At 68.5% G+C, this 17,955-nt stretch carries 19 protein-coding genes; 10 read left to right on the top strand and 9 right to left on the bottom strand.

Going from position 1 to position 17,955, the window contains the following annotated elements; genetic code table 11:
* The first annotated feature begins 173 nt into the window (after window positions 1-173).
* The 5 genes from ACE3QW_RS03875 (at window position 174) to ACE3QW_RS03855 (ending at window position 4,715) form a co-directional block, all read left to right on the top strand.
* Window positions 174-791: a TetR/AcrR family transcriptional regulator gene (locus tag ACE3QW_RS03875; protein WP_348550882.1), complete on the top strand. Its 618-nt coding sequence runs from the start codon at window positions 174-176 to the stop codon at window positions 789-791.
* Window positions 792-1,030: 239 nt separating this feature from the next.
* Window positions 1,031-2,263, top strand: coding sequence for an FAD binding domain-containing protein (locus tag ACE3QW_RS03870; RefSeq protein ID WP_029557469.1), 1,233 nt, complete (start codon window positions 1,031-1,033; stop codon window positions 2,261-2,263).
* Window positions 2,260-2,616, top strand: coding sequence for a DUF485 domain-containing protein (locus tag ACE3QW_RS03865; protein WP_374250511.1), 357 nt, complete (start codon window positions 2,260-2,262; stop codon window positions 2,614-2,616). The genes ACE3QW_RS03870 and ACE3QW_RS03865 overlap by 4 nt, the downstream gene beginning before the upstream one ends.
* On the top strand, window positions 2,613-4,271 hold the full coding sequence (gene actP, locus ACE3QW_RS03860) for a cation/acetate symporter ActP (protein ID WP_374250510.1): 1,659 nt from the start codon (window positions 2,613-2,615) through the stop codon (window positions 4,269-4,271). The genes ACE3QW_RS03865 and actP overlap by 4 nt, the downstream gene beginning before the upstream one ends.
* Window positions 4,272-4,298: 27 nt before the next feature.
* A complete protein-coding gene (locus ACE3QW_RS03855; protein WP_374250508.1) occupies window positions 4,299-4,715 on the top strand; it encodes a hypothetical protein in 417 nt (138 codons plus the stop codon).
* Window positions 4,716-4,813: 98 nt separating this feature from the next.
* Here ACE3QW_RS03855 and ACE3QW_RS03850 read toward each other — a convergent pair whose 3' ends face one another.
* Together ACE3QW_RS03850 and ACE3QW_RS03845 are read right to left on the bottom strand one after the other, a co-directional pair.
* The gene (locus ACE3QW_RS03850) at window positions 4,814-5,101 is read right to left on the bottom strand and encodes a hypothetical protein (protein ID WP_250166888.1); all 288 of its coding nucleotides are present in this window, start codon (window positions 5,099-5,101) and stop codon (window positions 4,814-4,816) included.
* A 254-nt stretch (window positions 5,102-5,355) separates the two neighbouring features.
* Window positions 5,356-6,087 (bottom strand): helix-turn-helix domain-containing protein, encoded by a 732-nt coding sequence (locus tag ACE3QW_RS03845; RefSeq protein WP_374250507.1) that lies wholly within the window; start codon window positions 6,085-6,087, stop codon window positions 5,356-5,358.
* Window positions 6,088-6,359: 272 nt separating this feature from the next.
* Here ACE3QW_RS03845 and ACE3QW_RS03840 point away from each other — a divergent pair, with 272 nt between their 5' ends.
* The 4 genes from ACE3QW_RS03840 (at window position 6,360) to ACE3QW_RS03825 (ending at window position 9,775) form a co-directional block, all read left to right on the top strand.
* Window positions 6,360-7,838 carry a sensor histidine kinase gene (locus tag ACE3QW_RS03840; protein WP_374250506.1) on the top strand — a complete coding sequence of 493 codons (1,479 nt, stop codon included), beginning with the start codon at window positions 6,360-6,362 and terminating at the stop codon, window positions 7,836-7,838.
* An 11-nt stretch (window positions 7,839-7,849) separates the two neighbouring features.
* Window positions 7,850-8,488 carry a response regulator transcription factor gene (locus ACE3QW_RS03835; protein WP_374250565.1) on the top strand — a complete coding sequence of 213 codons (639 nt, stop codon included), beginning with the start codon at window positions 7,850-7,852 and terminating at the stop codon, window positions 8,486-8,488.
* Between the two features lie 84 nt (window positions 8,489-8,572).
* Window positions 8,573-8,974: a response regulator transcription factor gene (locus ACE3QW_RS03830; RefSeq protein ID WP_210257914.1), complete on the top strand. Its 402-nt coding sequence runs from the start codon at window positions 8,573-8,575 to the stop codon at window positions 8,972-8,974.
* A 285-nt stretch (window positions 8,975-9,259) separates the two neighbouring features.
* Window positions 9,260-9,775, top strand: coding sequence for a Dps family protein (locus ACE3QW_RS03825; RefSeq protein ID WP_374250505.1), 516 nt, complete (start codon window positions 9,260-9,262; stop codon window positions 9,773-9,775).
* 178 nt (window positions 9,776-9,953) lie between these two features.
* Here the strand turns inward: ACE3QW_RS03825 and ACE3QW_RS03820 are convergent, their stop codons facing one another.
* The 7 genes from ACE3QW_RS03820 to ACE3QW_RS03790 form a co-directional block, all read right to left on the bottom strand.
* Window positions 9,954-10,241 (bottom strand): hypothetical protein, encoded by a 288-nt coding sequence (locus ACE3QW_RS03820; protein ID WP_374250503.1) that lies wholly within the window; start codon window positions 10,239-10,241, stop codon window positions 9,954-9,956.
* 133 nt (window positions 10,242-10,374) lie between these two features.
* Window positions 10,375-12,015: a Na+/H+ antiporter gene (locus ACE3QW_RS03815; protein WP_374250502.1), complete on the bottom strand. Its 1,641-nt coding sequence runs from the start codon at window positions 12,013-12,015 to the stop codon at window positions 10,375-10,377.
* A 153-nt stretch (window positions 12,016-12,168) separates the two neighbouring features.
* On the bottom strand, window positions 12,169-13,005 hold the full coding sequence (locus tag ACE3QW_RS03810; protein WP_374250501.1) for an alpha/beta fold hydrolase: 837 nt from the start codon (window positions 13,003-13,005) through the stop codon (window positions 12,169-12,171).
* A 189-nt stretch (window positions 13,006-13,194) separates the two neighbouring features.
* Window positions 13,195-14,367, bottom strand: coding sequence for a lipase family protein (locus ACE3QW_RS03805; protein WP_374250500.1), 1,173 nt, complete (start codon window positions 14,365-14,367; stop codon window positions 13,195-13,197).
* A gap of 39 nt (window positions 14,368-14,406) precedes the next feature.
* Entirely contained in the window at window positions 14,407-15,642 is a 1,236-nt protein-coding gene (locus ACE3QW_RS03800) for an MFS transporter (RefSeq protein ID WP_374250499.1), read from the bottom strand.
* Window positions 15,643-15,672: 30 nt separating this feature from the next.
* On the bottom strand, window positions 15,673-16,218 hold the full coding sequence (locus ACE3QW_RS03795) for a DsbA family protein (protein WP_374250498.1): 546 nt from the start codon (window positions 16,216-16,218) through the stop codon (window positions 15,673-15,675).
* Entirely contained in the window at window positions 16,215-16,778 is a 564-nt protein-coding gene (locus tag ACE3QW_RS03790) for a peroxiredoxin (protein ID WP_374250497.1), read from the bottom strand. The genes ACE3QW_RS03795 and ACE3QW_RS03790 overlap by 4 nt, the downstream gene beginning before the upstream one ends.
* A gap of 191 nt (window positions 16,779-16,969) precedes the next feature.
* On the opposite strand from ACE3QW_RS03790, the gene ACE3QW_RS03785 reads away from it, so the two are divergent.
* The coding region (locus ACE3QW_RS03785) for a cytochrome c (protein ID WP_374250496.1) at window positions 16,970-17,955 on the top strand (986 nt) is incomplete at its 3' end.

Raw genomic sequence — 17,955 nt, 5'->3', positions numbered from 1 at the left:
CGCGAAGAATCGGCCCCCTGACCTTCCGGCATCTCGTCGCAGGGTGATGAATCGCACGCGAGCCGTGCTAGGATTGATCGTCCGATAAAGACCGGGTGCCCCCATTGCCGTCCTCAAAAGCCCCCTCCCCCCAGCGTCGTCGCCTTTCCCCTGCGGACCGGGAGCGGGATATCGTGGCGGGGGCCGTGGCCTTCTTCGCCGAATTCGGTTTCGACGGGGCGACACGGGATCTGGCGCAGCGGCTCGGCATCACCCAGCCGCTGCTCTACCGCTATTTTCCCGGCAAGGATGCACTACTCGATCGGGTCTACCAGGAGGTTTACCAGAGCCGCTGGCAGAGCGAATGGGAAACCGCCATCGCCGACCGCTCCATCCCCATCGAGGAGCGCCTGAAGCGCTTCTACCGGGCGTATGCCGCCGTCATCCAGACCTATGAATGGGTGCGGTTGTTCATGTTCGCCGGGCTCAAGGGCCTCGACTTCAACAGCCGCTATCTCGCCTTCCTGCGCGCCCGGTTGTTCGAGCGCATGGTCATCGAGATCCGCGCCTCCAGCGGCCTCGACGAGACCGCCCCCGTGAGCGAGGAAGAGATCGAGCTCATCTGGTCGCTGCACGCGGGAATCTTCTACATCGGCGTGCGCAAGTTCATCTACGGCATGCCCATTCCCGCCGACCCCGAAGCCGACATCGACGTGAAGGTCAACGCCTTCCTGAACGGCGCCCCAGCGGCCTTCGCCTCGGTCATCGGCCCGGCCAAGCCTGCGCGCAAGAAAGCGGCGGTGCGGAAATAATCAATTGATAAATTAATTTGACGGCGGTCAAATTCCGCGTCACTATCTATCATCCGATAAATAATCGGACGGCGTCGCCCAGCCCGGCACAGACCGGCCAACGGCGATCCGACGCGACCACACGCAGGCTCGCGCGGGCCGGCCCTCGCACAGGCGAGCGGCCTGCCGCCTTTCAGGAGCCGAGGGAGGACACCATGCCAACGAACACCCCCGCCGCAGGTCCGGCGGAGCGCCCCACCATGCGCGCCGCGAAGCCCAAGCGCGCCGTCATCATCGGCGGCTCCATCTGCGGCCTCTTCGCCGCGCTCCTGCTGCGCAAGGCCGGCTGGGATGTGGCCGTCTTCGAGCGCATCGGCAGCGAGCTCGCCGGACGCGGCGCCGGCATCGTCACCCATCCCGAGCTGTTCGACGTGATCGGCAAGACCGGCCTCGACGTCACGGAGGCGCGGGTGGGTGTGGGTGTCAGCGGGCGGCGCGTGTTCGGGCCGGACGGACGCATCACCGGCCAGCTCGACCTGCCGCAGGTACTCACCTCCTGGGGCCACCTCTACCGCCTGCTGCGCTCCGCTCTGCCGGACGACAGCTATCACCACGGCCGTAACCTCGTCAGCGTCGAGGACGGGGCCGAGCGCGTGCGCGCGCACTTCGCCGACGGTACCGTGGAGGAGGCGGACCTGCTGGTGGGCACGGACGGCCTGTTCTCCACCGTGCGCGCCGCTTTCCTGCCGGAGGCCAAGCCCACTTATGCGGGCTATGTGGCCTGGCGCGGACTGGTGGATGAGAGCACGCTCTCGCCGGAAACCCGCGCCGCGCTGTGCGGCCACTTCTCCTTCAGCCTGCCCCCCGGCGAGCAGATGCTCGGCTATCCGGTGGCGGGCGCGGATGAGCAGCTGGACGAAGGCCACCGCCGCTACAATTTCGTCTGGTACCGGCCCGCCGCCAGCGACGGCCAGCTGGCCGAGTTGCTGACCGACGTGGATGGCACCCGGCATCCCCTCTCCATTCCCCCGCACCTCATCCGGCCCGAGGTGGTCGCGGGAATGCGCGCCGATGCTCACCGGCTGCTCGCGCCGCAGTTCGCCGAGGTGGTGGAGCGCACGCAGCAGCCTTTCCTGCAGGCGATCCAGGATCTGGAAAGCCCGCGCCTGCGACTGTCGCCCCATGTGGTGATCCTGGGCGATGCCGCTTTCGTCGCACGCCCCCACGTGGGCATGGGCGTGACCAAGGCGGCCGCGGATGCCGCCGCTCTCGCCGCTGCCCTCGCCGACAGTACGGACGTGGAAGCGGCGCTGGCCGCCTTCGAGGCCAAGCGCCTCGCCTTCGGCCGCGCCGTGGTGCAGCGGGCACGGCATCTCGGGGCCTATATGCAAGCGCAGATTCTCGACGAGGAGCAGCGCGCCCGCGCCGAGCGGCACCGGCACCCCGACGCCGTGATGAGCGAAACCGCCGTCGCCACGGGGCTTGCCGCATGAAGCCCGACGGCGCCTTCCCCCCTCGCCCGCACGCGCGGCCCCGCGATGCGGCCGCCCGCATCGAGGCAATCCGGCAGAACCCCAACTTCCGCCGCCTCGCCGCCATCCGCGCCCGGCTCGGCCTCTCCATGGCCGCGCTGATGGCGACGCTCTATTTCGCCTACATCCTCACCGTGGCGCTGAAGCCCAGCGCCCTCGGCACGCCGGTGCTGCCGGATGCGGTCTCCACCTGGGGGATCGTCGCCGGGGTAGGCCTCCTCGGCCTCGGCTTCGTGCTGACGGCGATCTACGTCGCCGTCGCCAACCGCACCTTCGATCGCCTCACCCAGAACCTCAGGGAGGACGTGCAATGAGACTGTCTGCGCTCAACCGCGCGGCCCTCGCCGCCATCTTGACTGCCTGCGCCGCCAGCCCGGCCTGGGCCACCGGCGCCATCGAAGGCGGCGCCCGCCAGCCCATCAATCCCGTGGCGATCACCCTCTTCCTGATGTTCGTGGCGGTGAGCCTCGGCGTCACCTGGTGGGCGGCCCGCAAGGGCACAGGCGGCGCGCAGGATTATTACGCCGCCGGAGGCGGCCTCAGCGGTTTCAAGAACGGCCTCGCCATCGCCGGCGACTACACCTCCGCCGCGACCTTCCTCGGGGTGACGGCGCTGGTCTACACCTCCGGCTATGACGGCATGATCTATGCCATCGGGTTCCTCGTGGGCTTCCCGATGATCCTGTTCCTCATCGCCGAGCCGCTGCGCAATCTCGGGCGCTACACCTTCGCGGATGTGGCGGCTTACCGGCTGTCGGAAGTGCCGGTGCGGGTGGTGGCGGCCACCAACACGCTGGTGATCGTGCTGCTCTATCTCATCGCCCAGATGGTGGGGGCGGGCAAGCTCATCGAGCTGCTGTTCGGCCTGCCCTATTGGGTGGCGGTGGGCCTCGTGGGCCTGCTGATGATGGCCTATGTCACCTTCGGCGGCATGCTCGCCACCACCTGGGTGCAGATCATCAAGGCCGTGCTGCTGCTTACCGGCTCGGTGGTGATGTCCCTGCTCATCCTCGGCCATTTCGGCTTCAGCCTGGAGGCACTGTTCGCCCGCGCCGCCGCGCTGCACCCCAAGGGAATGGCCATCATGGCGCCGGGCGGGTTGGTGAAGGATCCCATCTCGGCCATTTCGCTGAGCGTCGCTTTGGTGTTCGGCACCGCCGGGCTACCGCACATCCTGATGCGCTTCTTCACCGTGGCGGATGCCCGGCAGGCGCGCACTTCCGTGCTGGTGGCGACGGGGTTCATCAGCGTCTTCTACACGCTGCTGTTCGTGCTGGGCTTTGGCGCCATCGCCTTCGTGATGTCGGATCCGAGCTTCAAGGACGCGACCGGCGCTGTGGTGGGCGGCACCAACATGGTGGCCCTGCACCTCGCCAACGCGCTCGGCGGCTCGGTGCTGCTCGGCTTCATCTCGGCCGTGGCCTTCGCCACCATCCTTGCGGTGGTGTCAGGCCTCACCATCGCCGGGGCGTCGGCGGCCAGCCACGATCTCTATGCCCGCGTCATCCGGCGCGGCAAGGCCTCAGAACAGGAGGAGGTGCGGGTCTCCAAGGCGGCGGCGGTGGTCATCAGCCTGCTCGCCATGGCCCTCGGGCTCCTGTTCGAGAACCAGAACATCGCCTTCATGGTGGGGCTCGTCTTCGCCATCGCGGCGAGCGCGAACTTCCCCGTCATCGTGCTGTCCGTGTCTTGGCCCGGCCTCACGACGCGGGGGGCGGTGACCGGCTCGGTGACCGGCCTCGTGGTCGCCCTCGTGCTCGTGGCCCTTAGCCCCAGCGTGTGGACGACAACGCTGAAACTCGGCCCCGCGCCCTTCCCCTATGACAATCCCGCGCTGTTTTCCGTGCCGCTCGCCTTCCTGGTCTCGATCGCCGTCTCGCTGGCAGATCGCAGCACGGCGGCCGGGCGCGTGCGGGCTGCCTTCGCCGCGCAGAACGTGCGAGCGCAGACCGGCTTCGCGGTGGACTGAATCGCCGAAAATGCAGGGAGACACCTAATGAACATCAACACCAACGCCACCTACGCTAATATCGAGGCGCCCCTTGCATGGCCCGAGGCCCTGCGGGCGGATCTGCATGCCAGCCGCGGCAACGGCCGCGTCGGCAGCCGCCTCGTCTCGCAGAGCGACCGCGTGCGGGTGTGGCATCTCGCGCTGAAGCCCGGCGAGCGCATCGGCTTCCACACCCATGTGCTCGACTATTTCTGGACAGCGGTGACCGGCGGTCGCGCCCGATCCCATTATGCGGACGGGCGGGTGGCCGAAGTGACCTATGAGGCCGGCGACACCAAGCACCACCATTTCGGTCCGGGCGAGTTCATGATGCACGACCTCACCAACATCGGGGACACCGAACTGGTGTTCACCACCGTCGAGTTCCTGGACAGCGACAACCCGCCGCTCAAGGTCGACTGAATCGCGGGCTGGTCGCTGACCGCAGCGGGAAAGACCCGGACAAATAGAAAAGGGGCCGCCGAAGCGGCCCCTTTTTTTCGCATGGCGGACGGCCCGCGTCAGTTGTCGTCGGCGTCGTGGGCGGGGCCGGACTGGGCGTTGCCGATCTCGAAGGGGCGCTCGGAGACGTAGTAGGGGCCGGGGGTGCCGAAGGCGCTGGGACGCTCGAGGCGACGCTCCTCGCGGGCCACGGCCGCCGGGGAGGTCGGGAACAGGCTCCCCTGCGCGGAGACCGCATACTGCTCCACGTTCTCCTTCTGGATGGTCGGGTCAGCGAAGGCCGAACCCACGGACGAGACGAGCACCACGGCGACACCGGCGGCGAGGACAGTAGACTTGATGGACATGGCAAGCACTCCGTTGTTGATGAAATGAATTTAGAAGATGCTGCCGAGCACGAATATTATCCCGTAATTTAATCTTCTCATATGCTTCGATAGATCCGTATACGTGGGTATGACCTCCGATCTCCGAAACGAGAGCCGCACCGGACTGCGCCCGTCGCCGGAGCGCCAATGGCCAGAGGCCAGCGCGTTGCCGCACCGGCCTCTGGCCATTCGGATCGAAAGGAGACGAGCGCGCGTCGCGCCTGCGCGCAATGCTAGGCCTGATGTGCCGAGCCGAGGGCACGCGCAGGCGCCGCGCCGCTAAGTGGCGCGCGGGCCATCTGTTCCGACCTCCAGCGATGCGGGGTCGTGGCGGCGAAACGCCGGAAGACGGTGGTGAAGTGGGCCTGGGTCTGGAAGCCGACGCTGAAGGCGACCTGCGCCAGCGGCTCATCGCTTTCCATCATGAGCTTCTGGGCGCGCTCCACGCGCAGCCGCAGCAGGTATTCGTGCGGCTTGGCGCCCGTCGAGATGCGGAACTGCGCGGCGAAATGCATCCGGCTGAGTCCCGCAACGCGGGCCATCTCGGCGAGCGTTAAGGCTTCCCAATAGTGCTCCTCCATGAAGGACAGCACCCGCTTGAGGCGCCATGCCACCAGTCCGGACCGGGCGCGCGCCGGCTTCGGAGCCTGCATCGGCGTGGCGTGCTCATCGGGAGCGGTGTGCGGGGCGAGCAGCCCGAGACGCCGGACCTCGGCATTGAGGTCCGCATGGGCCTGCGCCGGGAGTACGGCGGCGGCGGATGGCGCGGCATGGAACGACATGCTGGAGACCCCGAATGCTGAAGGGCGGTTCGGCGCAGTTCCTCCGTGCAGCCCGGACCGGCACCGGCGCACGAGCTGCTGCGCCGAGCCGTTCCGGCGGAAAGACTTGCGCTTCGCCGATTGGAGACCCAGCATCCGCGACCGGCGTCTTTTGCTCCATTCTACTTGGGGTTCGGCGCTCATATGATCGGGTGCGCGCGGGCATACCTTGGTATAGGCGGCTAGACTTTGCGTTTAGCGGGCTTGAGCCGACCGCCCGTTTTTGCTGCACTACTGCCTCGCGAGCCGGCAAACGCGCCGTTCAAACTGGCAAGATCGAGGTATATGTCGGTGATACCGAAGCACGATGCCGGACAGCCGGCAGCCGCACAACAGACGTCCGACCGCTGCGCTCCGGCACATCGCCAGGCGCAAACCACACTCTCGAGGGCATGATGTCGGGTCTGGCCGGTCCCTTGTCCAGCAACAGTGCGGATGCCCCCGCCCGGGGGTGGACCGGCTGGGTCCTTGTCCCACTGCTGTGTCTCTCGATCTTCCTGGTAGATACGCTCTCGCCGCTCGATATGGCCATTGCCGTGCTCTACGTGGTCGTTGTGCTCTTGAGCGCGGGCCTGTTCGGGCGCACGGGGCTGCTGGTCGTCGCCGGTGCCTGCGTCATGCTGACGATGTTGAGCTTCGTCATCATGCACGCCGCGGACTACAACATCTCCTCCACCATGCGGTGCTTCGTCAGCGTCGCCGCCATCACAGTCACCACCGTTCTCTCGCTGCGCAACCAGCAGGCCACGGGCGCGCTGAGGGAACAGGCCGCGCTGCTCGATCTCTCCCACGATGCCATCTTCGTGCGGAACCTCGCCGACACGATCGTCTACTGGAACCACGGCGCCGAGCGGCTTTACGGCTGGACCCGGGCCGAGGCCCTGGGGCAGCAGGCCGGCGCGCTGCTGAAGACCGTCTTTCCCTCCTCCCGCGCGGACATCATGGGCATCCTGCTCAAGACCGGGCAATGGGAGGGCGAGATCGTCCAGACCACCCGCGACGGGCGCAAGCTGGTCTGCACGAGCCGCTGGTCGCTCCAGCGCGATGTGCGCGCGCGGCCCATGGGCACCATGGAGACCAACCACGACATCACCGAGCGGCAGAAGGCCGAGCAGGAGCTGAATCAGGTCCGCAGCGACCTTGCCCATGTCACCCGCGTCAGCACCATGGGCGAACTCACCGCCTCCATCGCCCACGAGGTCAACCAGCCGCTTGCGGCGGTGGTGACCAATGGCGAGGCCTGCCTGCGGTGGCTTCGCCGCCCGGTGGCCGACCTCGGCGAGGCGGAGGCCTCCGTCACCCGCATGATCGCGAACGCCCGCCGCGCCAGCGAGGTGGTCGAGCGGCTGCGCGCCTTCGCCCGGCGCGGAGAACCGCTGCGCGACGCGCTCGACAGCGCCGAGCTGGTGGAGGATTGCGTGCTGCTGCTGGAGCGGGAACTGTCGAACCACCGCGTCAGGCTCGAACTCGCCCTCACTCCCGATTTGCCGCGCATCGAAGGCGACCGCATCCAACTGCAGCAGGTGCTCATCAATCTGGTCCTCAACGCCATCCAGGCCATGGACGAGGTGCCCGAGGGCCAGCGTGTCCTGAACATCCGCAACGCGATCGAAACACCGCCGTGGTCGATGGACGGCGCTGCGGAGCTGACCATTTCCGTGCACGATACCGGACCAGGGATTTCGCCGGACGTGTTCGCCTCCCTGTTCTCGCCCTTCGTTTCCACGAAGCAGGACGGGATGGGCCTCGGCCTCTCCGTCTCCCGCTCGATCGCGCAGGCCCATGGCGGCCGGATCGACGCCACGCCTCATCCCGAGGGGGGAATGTGCTTCACCCTCACCATGCCCCTTGCGAGCACGCCCCCCTCTTCCAACACCAGGGACACCCGCCCGTGACCAGTCGACCGCTGACCCGCCCGGCGCCGCCCCCGAGCGCTCCCGTCGTGATCGTCGTGGACGATGACGCCAGCCTGCGCGACGCGCTGTCCAGCCTGTTCCGCTCCATCGGCCTCGAGGTGGCGCTCTTCGCCTCCGCCGCCGAGCTTCTGGCCGCCAAGCTGCCGGATGCGCCACGCTGCCTGGTGCTGGATATCCGCCTGCCGGGCGTGAGCGGGCTCGACTTCCAGGCGCAGCTGGCACGCTCGGACATGGAGCTGCCCATCATCTTCATGACCGGGCATGGCGACATTCCCATGAGCGTGCGCGCCATGAAGGCGGGCGCGGTGGACTTCCTCACCAAGCCGTTCCGCGATCAGGACATGCTGGATGCGGTCTCCGCCGCCATCGAGATCGACCGGGGCCGCCGCGCCGAGCGCGCCTCCTCCTCGAAGCTGCGCGCGCTTTACGACACATTGACCGAGCGCGAGCGGCAAATCATGGCGCTGGTGACCTCCGGCCTCATGAACAAGCAGGTCGCCGCCGAGGTGGGGCTGAGCGAAATTACCGTGAAGATTCATCGCGGTAATGTCATGCGCAAGATGGAGGCCCACTCCCTCGCGGATCTGGTCCGGATGGCGGAGGCCCTGGGGCTCAGTGCGAAAAACTAGAGTTGCAAACGTCTGTATGATTACGGGTTGGGCAGGCGGCAGGCTATATAGGGTCAGACCGGCGCGTCATCGCGTGCCGAATGATTGCACGTCGAGGTGCCCCGAGTGTCACGCGCGCCAACCATAACGATTATCGATGACGACGAATCCGTTCGCGTCGCTACGGAAAGTCTCGTCCGCTCCCTTGGGTTCGGCGCGCGATCCTTCGCGTCCGCCGAGGACTTCCTCGGCTCCACGGAGCGCAGCAGGACCGCGTGCGTCATCACCGACGTCCAGATGCCGGGCATGAGCGGCGTCGAGCTTCAGAGCCGGCTGCGCGCCGAAGGCGACCCGGTGCCGCTGATCTTCATCACCGCCTTTCCCGAGGATCGCATCCGCCGGCAGGTGGACGCGGCCGGCGCCTTCGGCTTCCTGGCCAAGCCGTTCGACGGGAACGAAATGATCGATTGCATCGATCGCGCGCTGCAGGCCTCCCCGCGCCGCTGAAGCGCCGACGCGCTCGCGGCCTTTCGCGCCCTGCCCCCTCTGCCCCTGGATCTGCGCTGCGGCGACCCTCACGGGTTCGCGCGCACGCGCCTGCGCGCCTTCGATGCCGGAGCGCCGGCACCGCCGCTGCCCCATACCCTCGTATGATCCAGGCAAACGAGCGCCCAATTCTCTCGTCCGGGCCCCGGTCCTATGGTGACCACCGTGACATTCACAGAGCGGTCGCCGCGGCATCTCAGCCACCTCCCGACCGCCCCCTACAGCTTTTCCATAAGGACGACACCCATGGACAAGACCATTGCGAAACTGCGCCAGCAGGCGCCCCTGCGGACCCCTACCGATCTCGGCGAAGACGCCACCCGCGACATCGCCGGCGCCCTCACCGTTCTTCTCGCCGACATGTTCGCGCTTTATCTGAAGACCAAGAACTTCCACTGGCACATGTCCGGCCCGCACTTCCGCGACTACCATCTTCTGCTGGACGAGCACGGCGACCAGATCTTCGCCACCACCGACGCCATCGCCGAACGGGCCCGCAAGGTGGGTGGCACGACGCTGCGGTCGGTGGGCCACATCGCGCGCCTCCAGCGTCTCCCCGACAATGACGCGGACTTCGTGACCGCCGAGGACATGCTGGCCGAGCTGGGCGAGGACAACAAACGCCTCATCACCTTCCTGCGGGAAGCCCATGTCGTCTGCGAGAATTACAACGACGTCGCCACCACCAGCCTCATCGAGGTCTGGATTGACGAGGCCGAACGTCGCGTGTGGTTCCTCTTCGAAGCCACCCGCTCGCACTGACCTCTCCCTCCCCTTCCTCCCCGCCTGAACCCGCCGGCCAAGCCCGGCGGGCTTTTTTGTGCGCGCCGCCCCAGATAGAGCGAAGAGCCGGTCTTCCAGCGCATCCGCCCGCACAAAGCGAGAAGGCCGGCGCCCTCAGGGGACGCCGGCCTTTTCGTTGCAGCGCATGTCGGGTGGTTCATGCCCCCGGCGAAGTGGCATCCTGGGCCGGGCCCCAGTGGGAGTCGGGCTGGGCCGGCTGGCCGATGAACGGGCGGGCGGAATTCATGGCCCGCAGCTTGGCGGCGGAGGGCTGCTGGAAGATGTCGAACGGCTGGACCACGGCGCCCGACTGGGCATCGAAGAAAGTGGTCTCGCCGCGCGCTTCGGTGGGGAAGCTGGTGTCGGCGCGGGCGGTGCCCGCAACACCGGCCACCACGAAGGCGAGAGCACCGAACGCCATGATGAACTTAGAATTCGCAGTCATGAGAACCTCCTGTGTTTTCGATGATTTAGTTTTACATTCCGCGGCCTTCGCCGGTATCGAATTCAAATTCATTCCATGAATATCGATGTTTCGCCGGACTATACGTCGGTTTACTTTTCGTCATTCCGCCCCCTCAACCATCAGCCATGCCGGGCGCGACGGGCAGGGCGACCTCCTCGGCATCGGTCTCCCGCAGCAGCTTGTGCGCCAGATCGATGGGGATGCGCCGGCGCTGGACGAGGCCGACGATGGATCGGCGCTCAGCCTGGATGGCGAGGAGATGCATCCGCCGCTCTTCCGGCCAGGCGGCCGTTCCGCCATCGACGCCCTCGGCCTGAAGCTGGTCGAGGCGATGCCGGTAATAGTCGGCGACGAGGACCGCCACGGTCGGCGTGTCGGCACCCGCCGTCTGCGTCTCGTCCGTCTCCGCGAGCGCGGCCAGGGCGGCCTGCAGCGCCTCGGCGCGGGCCTCGCGCTCCTGCGCCGCATCGGCCACGTCTGGGGGCACATCGATGCCCCGCAGAAGGATGGGCAGCGCAACGTTGGCAAGCGCCAGTGACACGAGAATAACAGCGGCGGCGATGAACACGGCGAGATCCCGCGCGGGAAAAGTCACGCCGCCCGTCAAGACCAGCGGCAGGCTGAGCGCGGCGGCGAGCGTGACCGCGCCGCGCACCCCGCCGAACGCCATCACCGCCACCAGGCGCCATCGGGGAATAGGGCGCGGCGCGCCGCTTTGCCTCCAGCCGACCGGCCAGCAGCAGAGGGCGGCGAGCACCCACGCGAAGCGCAAGGCTGCGAGCGCGAGAACGGTTGCCGCCACATAGAGCCCGAGCCACCCCACAGCGTGGTGTCCGCCCTCCGCGATGCTGCGCGCCGCGCCGCTGAGGATGCCCGGCATCTGCTCGCCCAGCAGCAGGAACATGACGCCGTTGAGGGTGAACTGGAGCGTCTCCCACACCGCGCCGCGCCGAAGACGCGTGAGGGGCAGCGCGCGGCCGGACACCTCGATGCGGCTCATCATCATGCCGGCGGCCACGGCGGCGAGCACGGCGGAGCTGCCCGCGGCTTCGGCCAGCAGATAGGCGCCGTAGGGAATGAGCAGGCTGATGAGAATCTGGCCGGAGGTGTCCTCGCCCACTCGGCGCACCATGAAGGCCTTGGCCGTGGCCACCATCCAGCTGAAGGCGATGCCGATGGCGATGCCGCCGCCAGCTGCCCAGACAAAGGCGGCGAGGGAATCGAGCACCGGCACCGTCCCCCTCACCACCGCAGCGATGGTGAGGCGCAGGCAGATCAGCGCGGCGGCATCGTTGAAAAGGGCTTCGCCCTCCAGCAGCCGCAGCACGCCGCGCGGAATGGGAATGTGCCGCGCCACCGCGCCGGCCGCCACCACATCGGTGGGGGACAGGACGGCGGCGAGCGCGAAACACACGGCCAGCGGCATCGCCGGAATGAGCCAATGGAGCATCAGGCCCACGCAGCCGACCGTGGCCACCACCAGCCCCAGCGCCATGGACAGAATGAGCGGAGCGTTCGCCGCAAGGTCCGTCTTGGACACGCGCCACCCGTCGAAGAACAAGAGCGGCGGCAGGAAGATGAGGAAGAACTGATCGGGCTTCAGCGGCGCGCCGAGGCTGGTGACGGAGCCGATGGCGGCGCCCACCGCAACCTGAATGAGAGGCAGCGCCACGCGATCGCCCAGCACGCGGCCCATCCAGTTGGTGAGGACGACGCCGGCAAGCAGCACGAGGATGTAGCGAATATCGGTCATGCGCACCACCGGCCTGTCTCGGCGCCGTGCGCACGCGGCGCGTGCGTGGGCGCGCTCACGTTTCAGATCTTGTCGAAAGTCTCGTCCGCCCCCGGGAGTGGACGGCAGCGCCGGTGCGGGCCCCCCGCAACCGGCGCTGCGCGCGTCAGCCCGTCAGGCCTTCACGAAGGCGAGCAGATCGGGATTGATGACGTCGGCGTGGACGGTCAGCATGCCGTGGGGATAGCCGGCATAGACCTTCAGCGTGCCGTTCTTCAGCAGCTTCACGCTCAGCCGGGCGGCATCATCGATGGGCACCACCTGGTCGGCATCGCCGTGCATGACGAGGGTCGGCACGGTGATGAGCTTGAGATCCTCGGTCTGGTCGGTCTCGGAGAAGGCCTTGATGCCGTCATAGTGCGCCTTCGCGCCGCCGGTCATGCCCTGGCGCCACCAATTCTGGATCACGCCCGGGACCGGCGTCGCGCCGGGCAGGTTGAAGCCGTAGAAGGGGCCGGACGCCACGTCCATGAAGAACTGGGAGCGGTTGGACGCGAGCGCGGAGCGGAAGCCGTCGAACACCTCGATGGGGGTGCCGCCGGGATTGGTGGAGGTCTTCACCATCAGCGGCGGCACGGCGCTCACCAGCACCGCCTTCGCCACGCGCCCCTGCGGCTGGCCGTGCCGCGCCACATAGCGCGCCACCTCGCCACCGCCGGTGGAATGGCCGATATGCACGGCGTTGCGCAGGTCAAGATGCTCCATCACTGCGGCGGCGTCAGCGGCGTAATGGTCCATGTCGTGGCCGTCACTCACCTGCGCCGAGCGGCCATGCCCGCGCCGGTCGTGAGCGACGACCCGGAAGCCGTACTGCAGGAAGAACAGGATCTGCGTATCCCAGTCGTCGGAGGAAAGCGGCCAGCCGTGATGGAAGACGATGGGCTGCGCCTCCTTCGGCCCCCAGTCCTTGTAGAAGATGTCGACGCCGTCTTTGGTGGTGACGTAAGGCATGGTCCTGTTCCTCTCGCTGTGTTCCAGGATGACTCTGTCCGTGGCGGCAGGCAGGGCACAGCCTGAGATCCAGCACCGACACAAGATCACTCTAGAATAGGGAGAGTAGAAATGAGCTTATACGCGGGTATATTGGATCGAACATCAATATAAATGGGCAGTTTTTCAGTATCCTCCATCCCGGCCAGCTCAGCGGCCGGCCCGCGAACAGCCGTTCGGTACGGGCGCGCCCGAAAGCCGTGCGAGAAGCCAGGACACGGCCATGGGCGCCACGGCCTTGACCACGCCGCCATGGGACGCCCACGGCACCTCCACATAAGTGACGGATGTCCCGGCCCGGCACAGGCGGCCCACATAGTCCCGCGTGGTGGCCGGCTCGACGAGGGCATCAAGGCTCCCCTGCGCGAAGAACACGGGCACACCCTTCGGGTCCGGATTTGAATTGCGCGCGATCAGCTGATCCCAGCCAGACTGCCGGTCGGCGGCGCCGCGCAGGAAGCCCGTCTGGGCATAGCCCAGCGCGGACAGGCCGAGCGCCACATCGCCGGCCGGGTCGAGGTTGCAATCGGCGGCGATCCCGTCCACGGTCCCGATCGCCTGCGGACGAACGATGCCGTCGAGCGGCAATCCATAGGCCTGTCCCCAGGACCACGCGGCGAAGGAGGCCACGACCTGCCCCGGCAGGGTGCCGACATCTTCGCGCAGCAGGCGACGCAGCTCCGTCGGCGCGGCCGCCGCGGCGACACCGGCGAGGTGCAGCTCCGGCGCGTAGGCTCGGGCGGTGGCGGCGGTGAACAGCGCGGCATGGCCGCCCTGCGAGAAGCCCCAGGCCGCGTAACGCTCTCCCGCATCGGCGCCGGGAAGGCGGCGCGCCGCGCGCACGGCGTCGATCATGGCATGCGCCTCGCTCGTGCCGAGCAGATAGGAATGCTGGCCTGCCTCGCCCAGCCCACCATAGTCGGTCGCCGCGACGATCACGCCCCGCGCCAGCAGATCGGCGAGGCCGCCGATGCGGGCGAAGGCCTGCGGTGGATTGCGGGAGGGCGCGCACCGCGTCGCTACCCCGCTCGTTCCGTGCCCCCACGCCACCAGCGGTCGCCCGCCGGCTGTGCGGCCGGCCGGCGGCAATGCGACGAGGCCGGAAATCGCCACCGGGCGGCCGGCGTGATTGCGCGAGCGATAGATGATGCGGTAGGCGGCGCCCGCGCCCGGCGGCGGCGGCACGGGCTCCGCCTTCAGGAGCGTGCCGGGCGGCCCCTGCCTCGCGCCATCCGGGATGGCGTAGAAGCTATCGGCGCAGAGGGCGCGCGCCGGCCACAGGGCGACGGCCAGAAGAAGGGCAAAACAGCGTGCCGTGCGCATGGCGGAGCCTCCTTGACCCTTCTTCCGGCCAACGGCCGATCAGTGTGAGGGATCGGCCCGGCGGCTGCGGGCCGCGAGCAGCTGGAGGCCGACGGCGAAGGCGGCGAACGCCGTCCCCAGCACCGTGACGAGGAACCAGCCGCCGGCCCCCCAGGCGAGCGTCGCGGTAGCCGAGCCGATGGAGCCGCCGAGGAACATGGCGCTCATCAGCACCGTGTTGATCCGCGCCCGCGCCTCCGGCCGCAGGGCAAAGACGATGTGCTGGTTGGAGACGAGGGCACTCTGCATGCCGAAATCCAGCAGCATCACGCCGACGATCAGCCCGACAAGCGATCCCCACGCGCCGAACACGACCCATGCGGCGAGCGTGACGATGGAGCCCACCATCACCGCCAGCCTCGGGCCGCGCTTGTCCGCGAACCGGCCGGCCAGCGGCGCGGCGAGAATGCCGACGGCGCCCACCAGGCCGAACAATCCCGCCACCTCGGCGCCGAGGCCGAAGCGCGGCTCGGCGAGCCGGAAGGCGAGGATGGTCCAGAACACGGTGAAGGCCGCAAACAGCGCCGCCTGCGTGATCGCCGCAAGCCGCAGCGCGGGAAAATCCAGCCACTGCTGCCACACGGAATGGAGCAGCCGGTGATAGCTCAGGCGCGAGTCCGGCTTGCTGCTGGGCAGCGTCACCGCCATCAGCACCGCGCCAGCGAGCGCCATGGGCGCCGCGAGCCACAGCATCTCGCGCCAGCCGCCGTGCGAGGCGACGAAGCCGGCAACGGTGCGGCTGAGGAGGATGCCCGTCAGCAGCCCGGCCATCACCGTGCCCACCGTCGCGCCCCTTTTCTCGGGCGCCGCGAAATGGGCGGCGAGGGGCACGATCTGCTGGGCGACCGTGGAGGCGAGCCCCACCGCCAGCGAGGCCGCCACGAGCAGCAGCGCCGTGGGCGCCACCGCGGCCAGCACCAGCGCCGCCGCCAGCAGCACGAACTGCACCACGATCAGGCGCCGGCGTTCCACGAGGTCGCCGAGCGGCACGAGGAGCACGAGGCCGATGGCGTAGCCGAGCTGGGTGGCGGTGGGAATGGCCCCGGTAAGGGCGCCCGGCAGATCCTGCTCGATCAGCGCGAGCATGGGCTGGTTGTAATAGATGTTCGCCACCGCGAGGCCGGCTGCCGTGGCCATGGCGAGCGTGGCGCCGAACCCCAGCGTGCCGGGCTCGGGCGTGGCGCCGGCGAGCGCGGGCGCGCCGGGACGCAGGGTTGAAGTCTGCTTGAAGATCATGGTTGCCTCCTCAGGCGGGTGCATCCGGGCTCAGGCCGGGACGTCGATCTCTGCGGCGGCGGCAGCGCGATCGAGCACCTCGATCAGGCTCTGCCTGTCCCTCGGCCCGTCGTAGCGGACACCGTTGATGAAGAGGCACGGCGTGCCGTTCACGCCAGCGCGCGCGCCGCCGACGAAGTCCTGCTGAATGATGGCGTCGTACCGACCCTGGAAGGCCGCCTGCAGCACGCGGCGCTCGATGCCAAGCTGCGCGCCATAGGACGTGAGGCTCGCCACATCGAGCGCGTCCTGGTGCTCGTAGAGCATGTCATGGGCGGCCCAGAACACCCCGGACGCGGCGGCGGCCTCGGCGAACTGCGCGGCGCGCAGCGCGTGGGCGTGCATCTCTGTCAGCGGGAAATTACGGAACACGAAGCGCAGCCGCGCGCCCATCGCCTCCTGCACGGCCTTGAGCGCCGGATAGGCCTCGCCGCAATAGGGGCATTCGTAATCGCCGTACTCGATCAGGGTCACCGGTGCATCGGCCGGCCCGGCCACCTTGTCGGTGGCGCTCACGGGAGGAAGACGTCGCGTCATGCCTGCGCTCCATGGATGTTCGAGGTGGGGGTGTTCGGGGCGGGGGTGTCCGAGGCCGGGGTCTTGGGGGTGGGAACGAGCGCGTCGAGCGCATCGAGAATGCCGTCCGCGCCGGGGTTCAGGCCAAGCGGCGAGAGATAGCTCCAGCGGATGACGCCCTCGGCATCGATCACGAACAGCGCCCGCTCGGCGACGCCATCCTGCGCGCGGTAGGCGCCGTAGCGCCGGGCGACCTCGCCCTTGGGCTCGAAATCCGCGAGCAGCGGGAAATGCAGCTTGCGCGCCTCCGCGAAGGCCGCGTGGCACCACACGCCGTCCGTGGAGATTCCCACGAGCTGGGCGCCGGAGCGGTGAAACTCCGGCAGCATCTCGTTGTAGAGGCCCATCTGGTCGCCGCACACCGGGCTCCAGTCGGCCGGATAGAAGGCGAGGATGACGGGCGCGCCCCTCAGGTCGGAGAGGGACAGCCTCTGGTCGGGCGTGGCCGGCAGGGTGAAGTCAGGCGCGGCCTGGCCCGGCTGCAGCAAGGCATGTGTGGAAGCGTTGTGCGGATCAGTCATGTGCGTGCCTCGTCTCGTTCTGCGTCGCAGGTGTCCAATGTCGGCTGCGAGAGTGTCGGGGGGACGGGCCGGGGGAAATCGGCCATTGGCGTGGCCTGCTCATACTTGGGTTTGGCGGGTGCCCCTTTAGTGCGTTTCGGAAAGATGAGGGCGCCGGGCAGCCGCATGGTGCACCCCCAGAAAGGGTGCGGATGATGATGAAGCGCGTGTTGCTCCTGTCCCTCGTTGCCGCCGGCTGCGGCGCGCTCGCCGCGCTGGCCTACGCCTGGCATGGCGAGATCGCCCCGGTTTCGCCCCCGCCCGCCGCCGCGTTCGAGCGTGCGCAGATCGAGCGGGGCGCGGCGCTCGCCCTCATCGGGGATTGCCGCACCTGCCACACCGCGCCGGGCGGGACGACCTTCGCCGGCGGCCTCGCCATGCCGACGCCGTTCGGCACGATCTATTCCACCAACATCACCCCAGATCCCGAAACCGGCATCGGGCGCTGGCCGCTCGCGGCCTTCGTGCGGGCCATGCGCGAGGGCGTGGACCGCGAAGGCCGACACCTCTATCCGGCCTTCCCCTACGACCATTTCAGCCTGACCACAGACGCAGACCTCGCTGCGCTCTACGCCTTCCTGATGACCCGCGCGCCGGTGGTTGCCACGGCACCGGCGAACCAGCTGCCCTTCCCCATCAACATCCGCCTCGTGCTCGCCGGCTGGAAGCTCCTGTTCTTCCATCCCGAGCCCTTCGCGAACGATCCCGCGCGCGATGCGTCATGGAACCGGGGCCGCTATCTGGTGGAGGGCCTCGCCCATTGCGGCGCGTGCCACACGCCGCGCAACCTCATGGGCGCGGAAATCCGCTCCGGCGCCTTCGCCGGCGGCGAGGCCGAGGGCTGGACCGCCTATCCCTTGGGCGCGCAGTCGCCCGCCCGCGTGCCGTGGACGAAGGCAGCCCTCGCCCAGTATCTGCGCGAGGGCTGGCAGGCGGACCACGGCGTCGCGCTCGGCCCCATGGGGCCGGTGACGGAGAACCTCGCCGAGGCCCCTGCGCAGGATATCGAGGCGATGGCGGACTATCTCGCCTCGCTCGGCACGCCCGCCAGCAAGACTGCCATGCCGAAGGCGCCCGCGCCCGATGCCTCCGGCCAGCGGCCGCAATCGGCGGGCTGGCAGGCGGCCGCCATGGCCCT

The organism is Xanthobacter sp., from assembly GCF_041911315.1.
GTDB lineage: Bacteria > Pseudomonadota > Alphaproteobacteria > Rhizobiales > Xanthobacteraceae > Xanthobacter > Xanthobacter aminoxidans.
This window is presented reverse-complemented; position numbering and strand designations above follow the sequence as displayed.

What these genes read in the sequence shown, in the direction of transcription:
- ACE3QW_RS03795 (WP_374250498.1), bottom strand. Translation starts at nt 16,218, where the DNA reads ATGACGCGACGTCTTCCTCCCGTGAGCGCCACCGACAAGGTGGCCGGG.
- ACE3QW_RS03850 (WP_250166888.1), bottom strand. Translation starts at nt 5,101, where the DNA reads ATGTCCATCAAGTCTACTGTCCTCGCCGCCGGTGTCGCCGTGGTGCTC.
- ACE3QW_RS03870 (WP_029557469.1), top strand. Translation starts at nt 1,031, where the DNA reads ATGCGCGCCGCGAAGCCCAAGCGCGCCGTCATCATCGGCGGCTCCATC.
- ACE3QW_RS03865 (WP_374250511.1), top strand. Translation starts at nt 2,260, where the DNA reads ATGAAGCCCGACGGCGCCTTCCCCCCTCGCCCGCACGCGCGGCCCCGC.
- ACE3QW_RS03810 (WP_374250501.1), bottom strand. Translation starts at nt 13,005, where the DNA reads ATGCCTTACGTCACCACCAAAGACGGCGTCGACATCTTCTACAAGGAC.
- actP (WP_374250510.1), top strand. Translation starts at nt 2,613, where the DNA reads ATGAGACTGTCTGCGCTCAACCGCGCGGCCCTCGCCGCCATCTTGACT.
- ACE3QW_RS03790 (WP_374250497.1), bottom strand. Translation starts at nt 16,778, where the DNA reads ATGACTGATCCGCACAACGCTTCCACACATGCCTTGCTGCAGCCGGGC.
- ACE3QW_RS03805 (WP_374250500.1), bottom strand. Translation starts at nt 14,367, where the DNA reads ATGCGCACGGCACGCTGTTTTGCCCTTCTTCTGGCCGTCGCCCTGTGG.
- ACE3QW_RS03800 (WP_374250499.1), bottom strand. Translation starts at nt 15,642, where the DNA reads ATGATCTTCAAGCAGACTTCAACCCTGCGTCCCGGCGCGCCCGCGCTC.
- ACE3QW_RS03845 (WP_374250507.1), bottom strand. Translation starts at nt 6,087, where the DNA reads ATGAGCGCCGAACCCCAAGTAGAATGGAGCAAAAGACGCCGGTCGCGG.
- ACE3QW_RS03820 (WP_374250503.1), bottom strand. Translation starts at nt 10,241, where the DNA reads ATGACTGCGAATTCTAAGTTCATCATGGCGTTCGGTGCTCTCGCCTTC.
- ACE3QW_RS03825 (WP_374250505.1), top strand. Translation starts at nt 9,260, where the DNA reads ATGGACAAGACCATTGCGAAACTGCGCCAGCAGGCGCCCCTGCGGACC.
- ACE3QW_RS03815 (WP_374250502.1), bottom strand. Translation starts at nt 12,015, where the DNA reads ATGACCGATATTCGCTACATCCTCGTGCTGCTTGCCGGCGTCGTCCTC.
- ACE3QW_RS03855 (WP_374250508.1), top strand. Translation starts at nt 4,299, where the DNA reads ATGAACATCAACACCAACGCCACCTACGCTAATATCGAGGCGCCCCTT.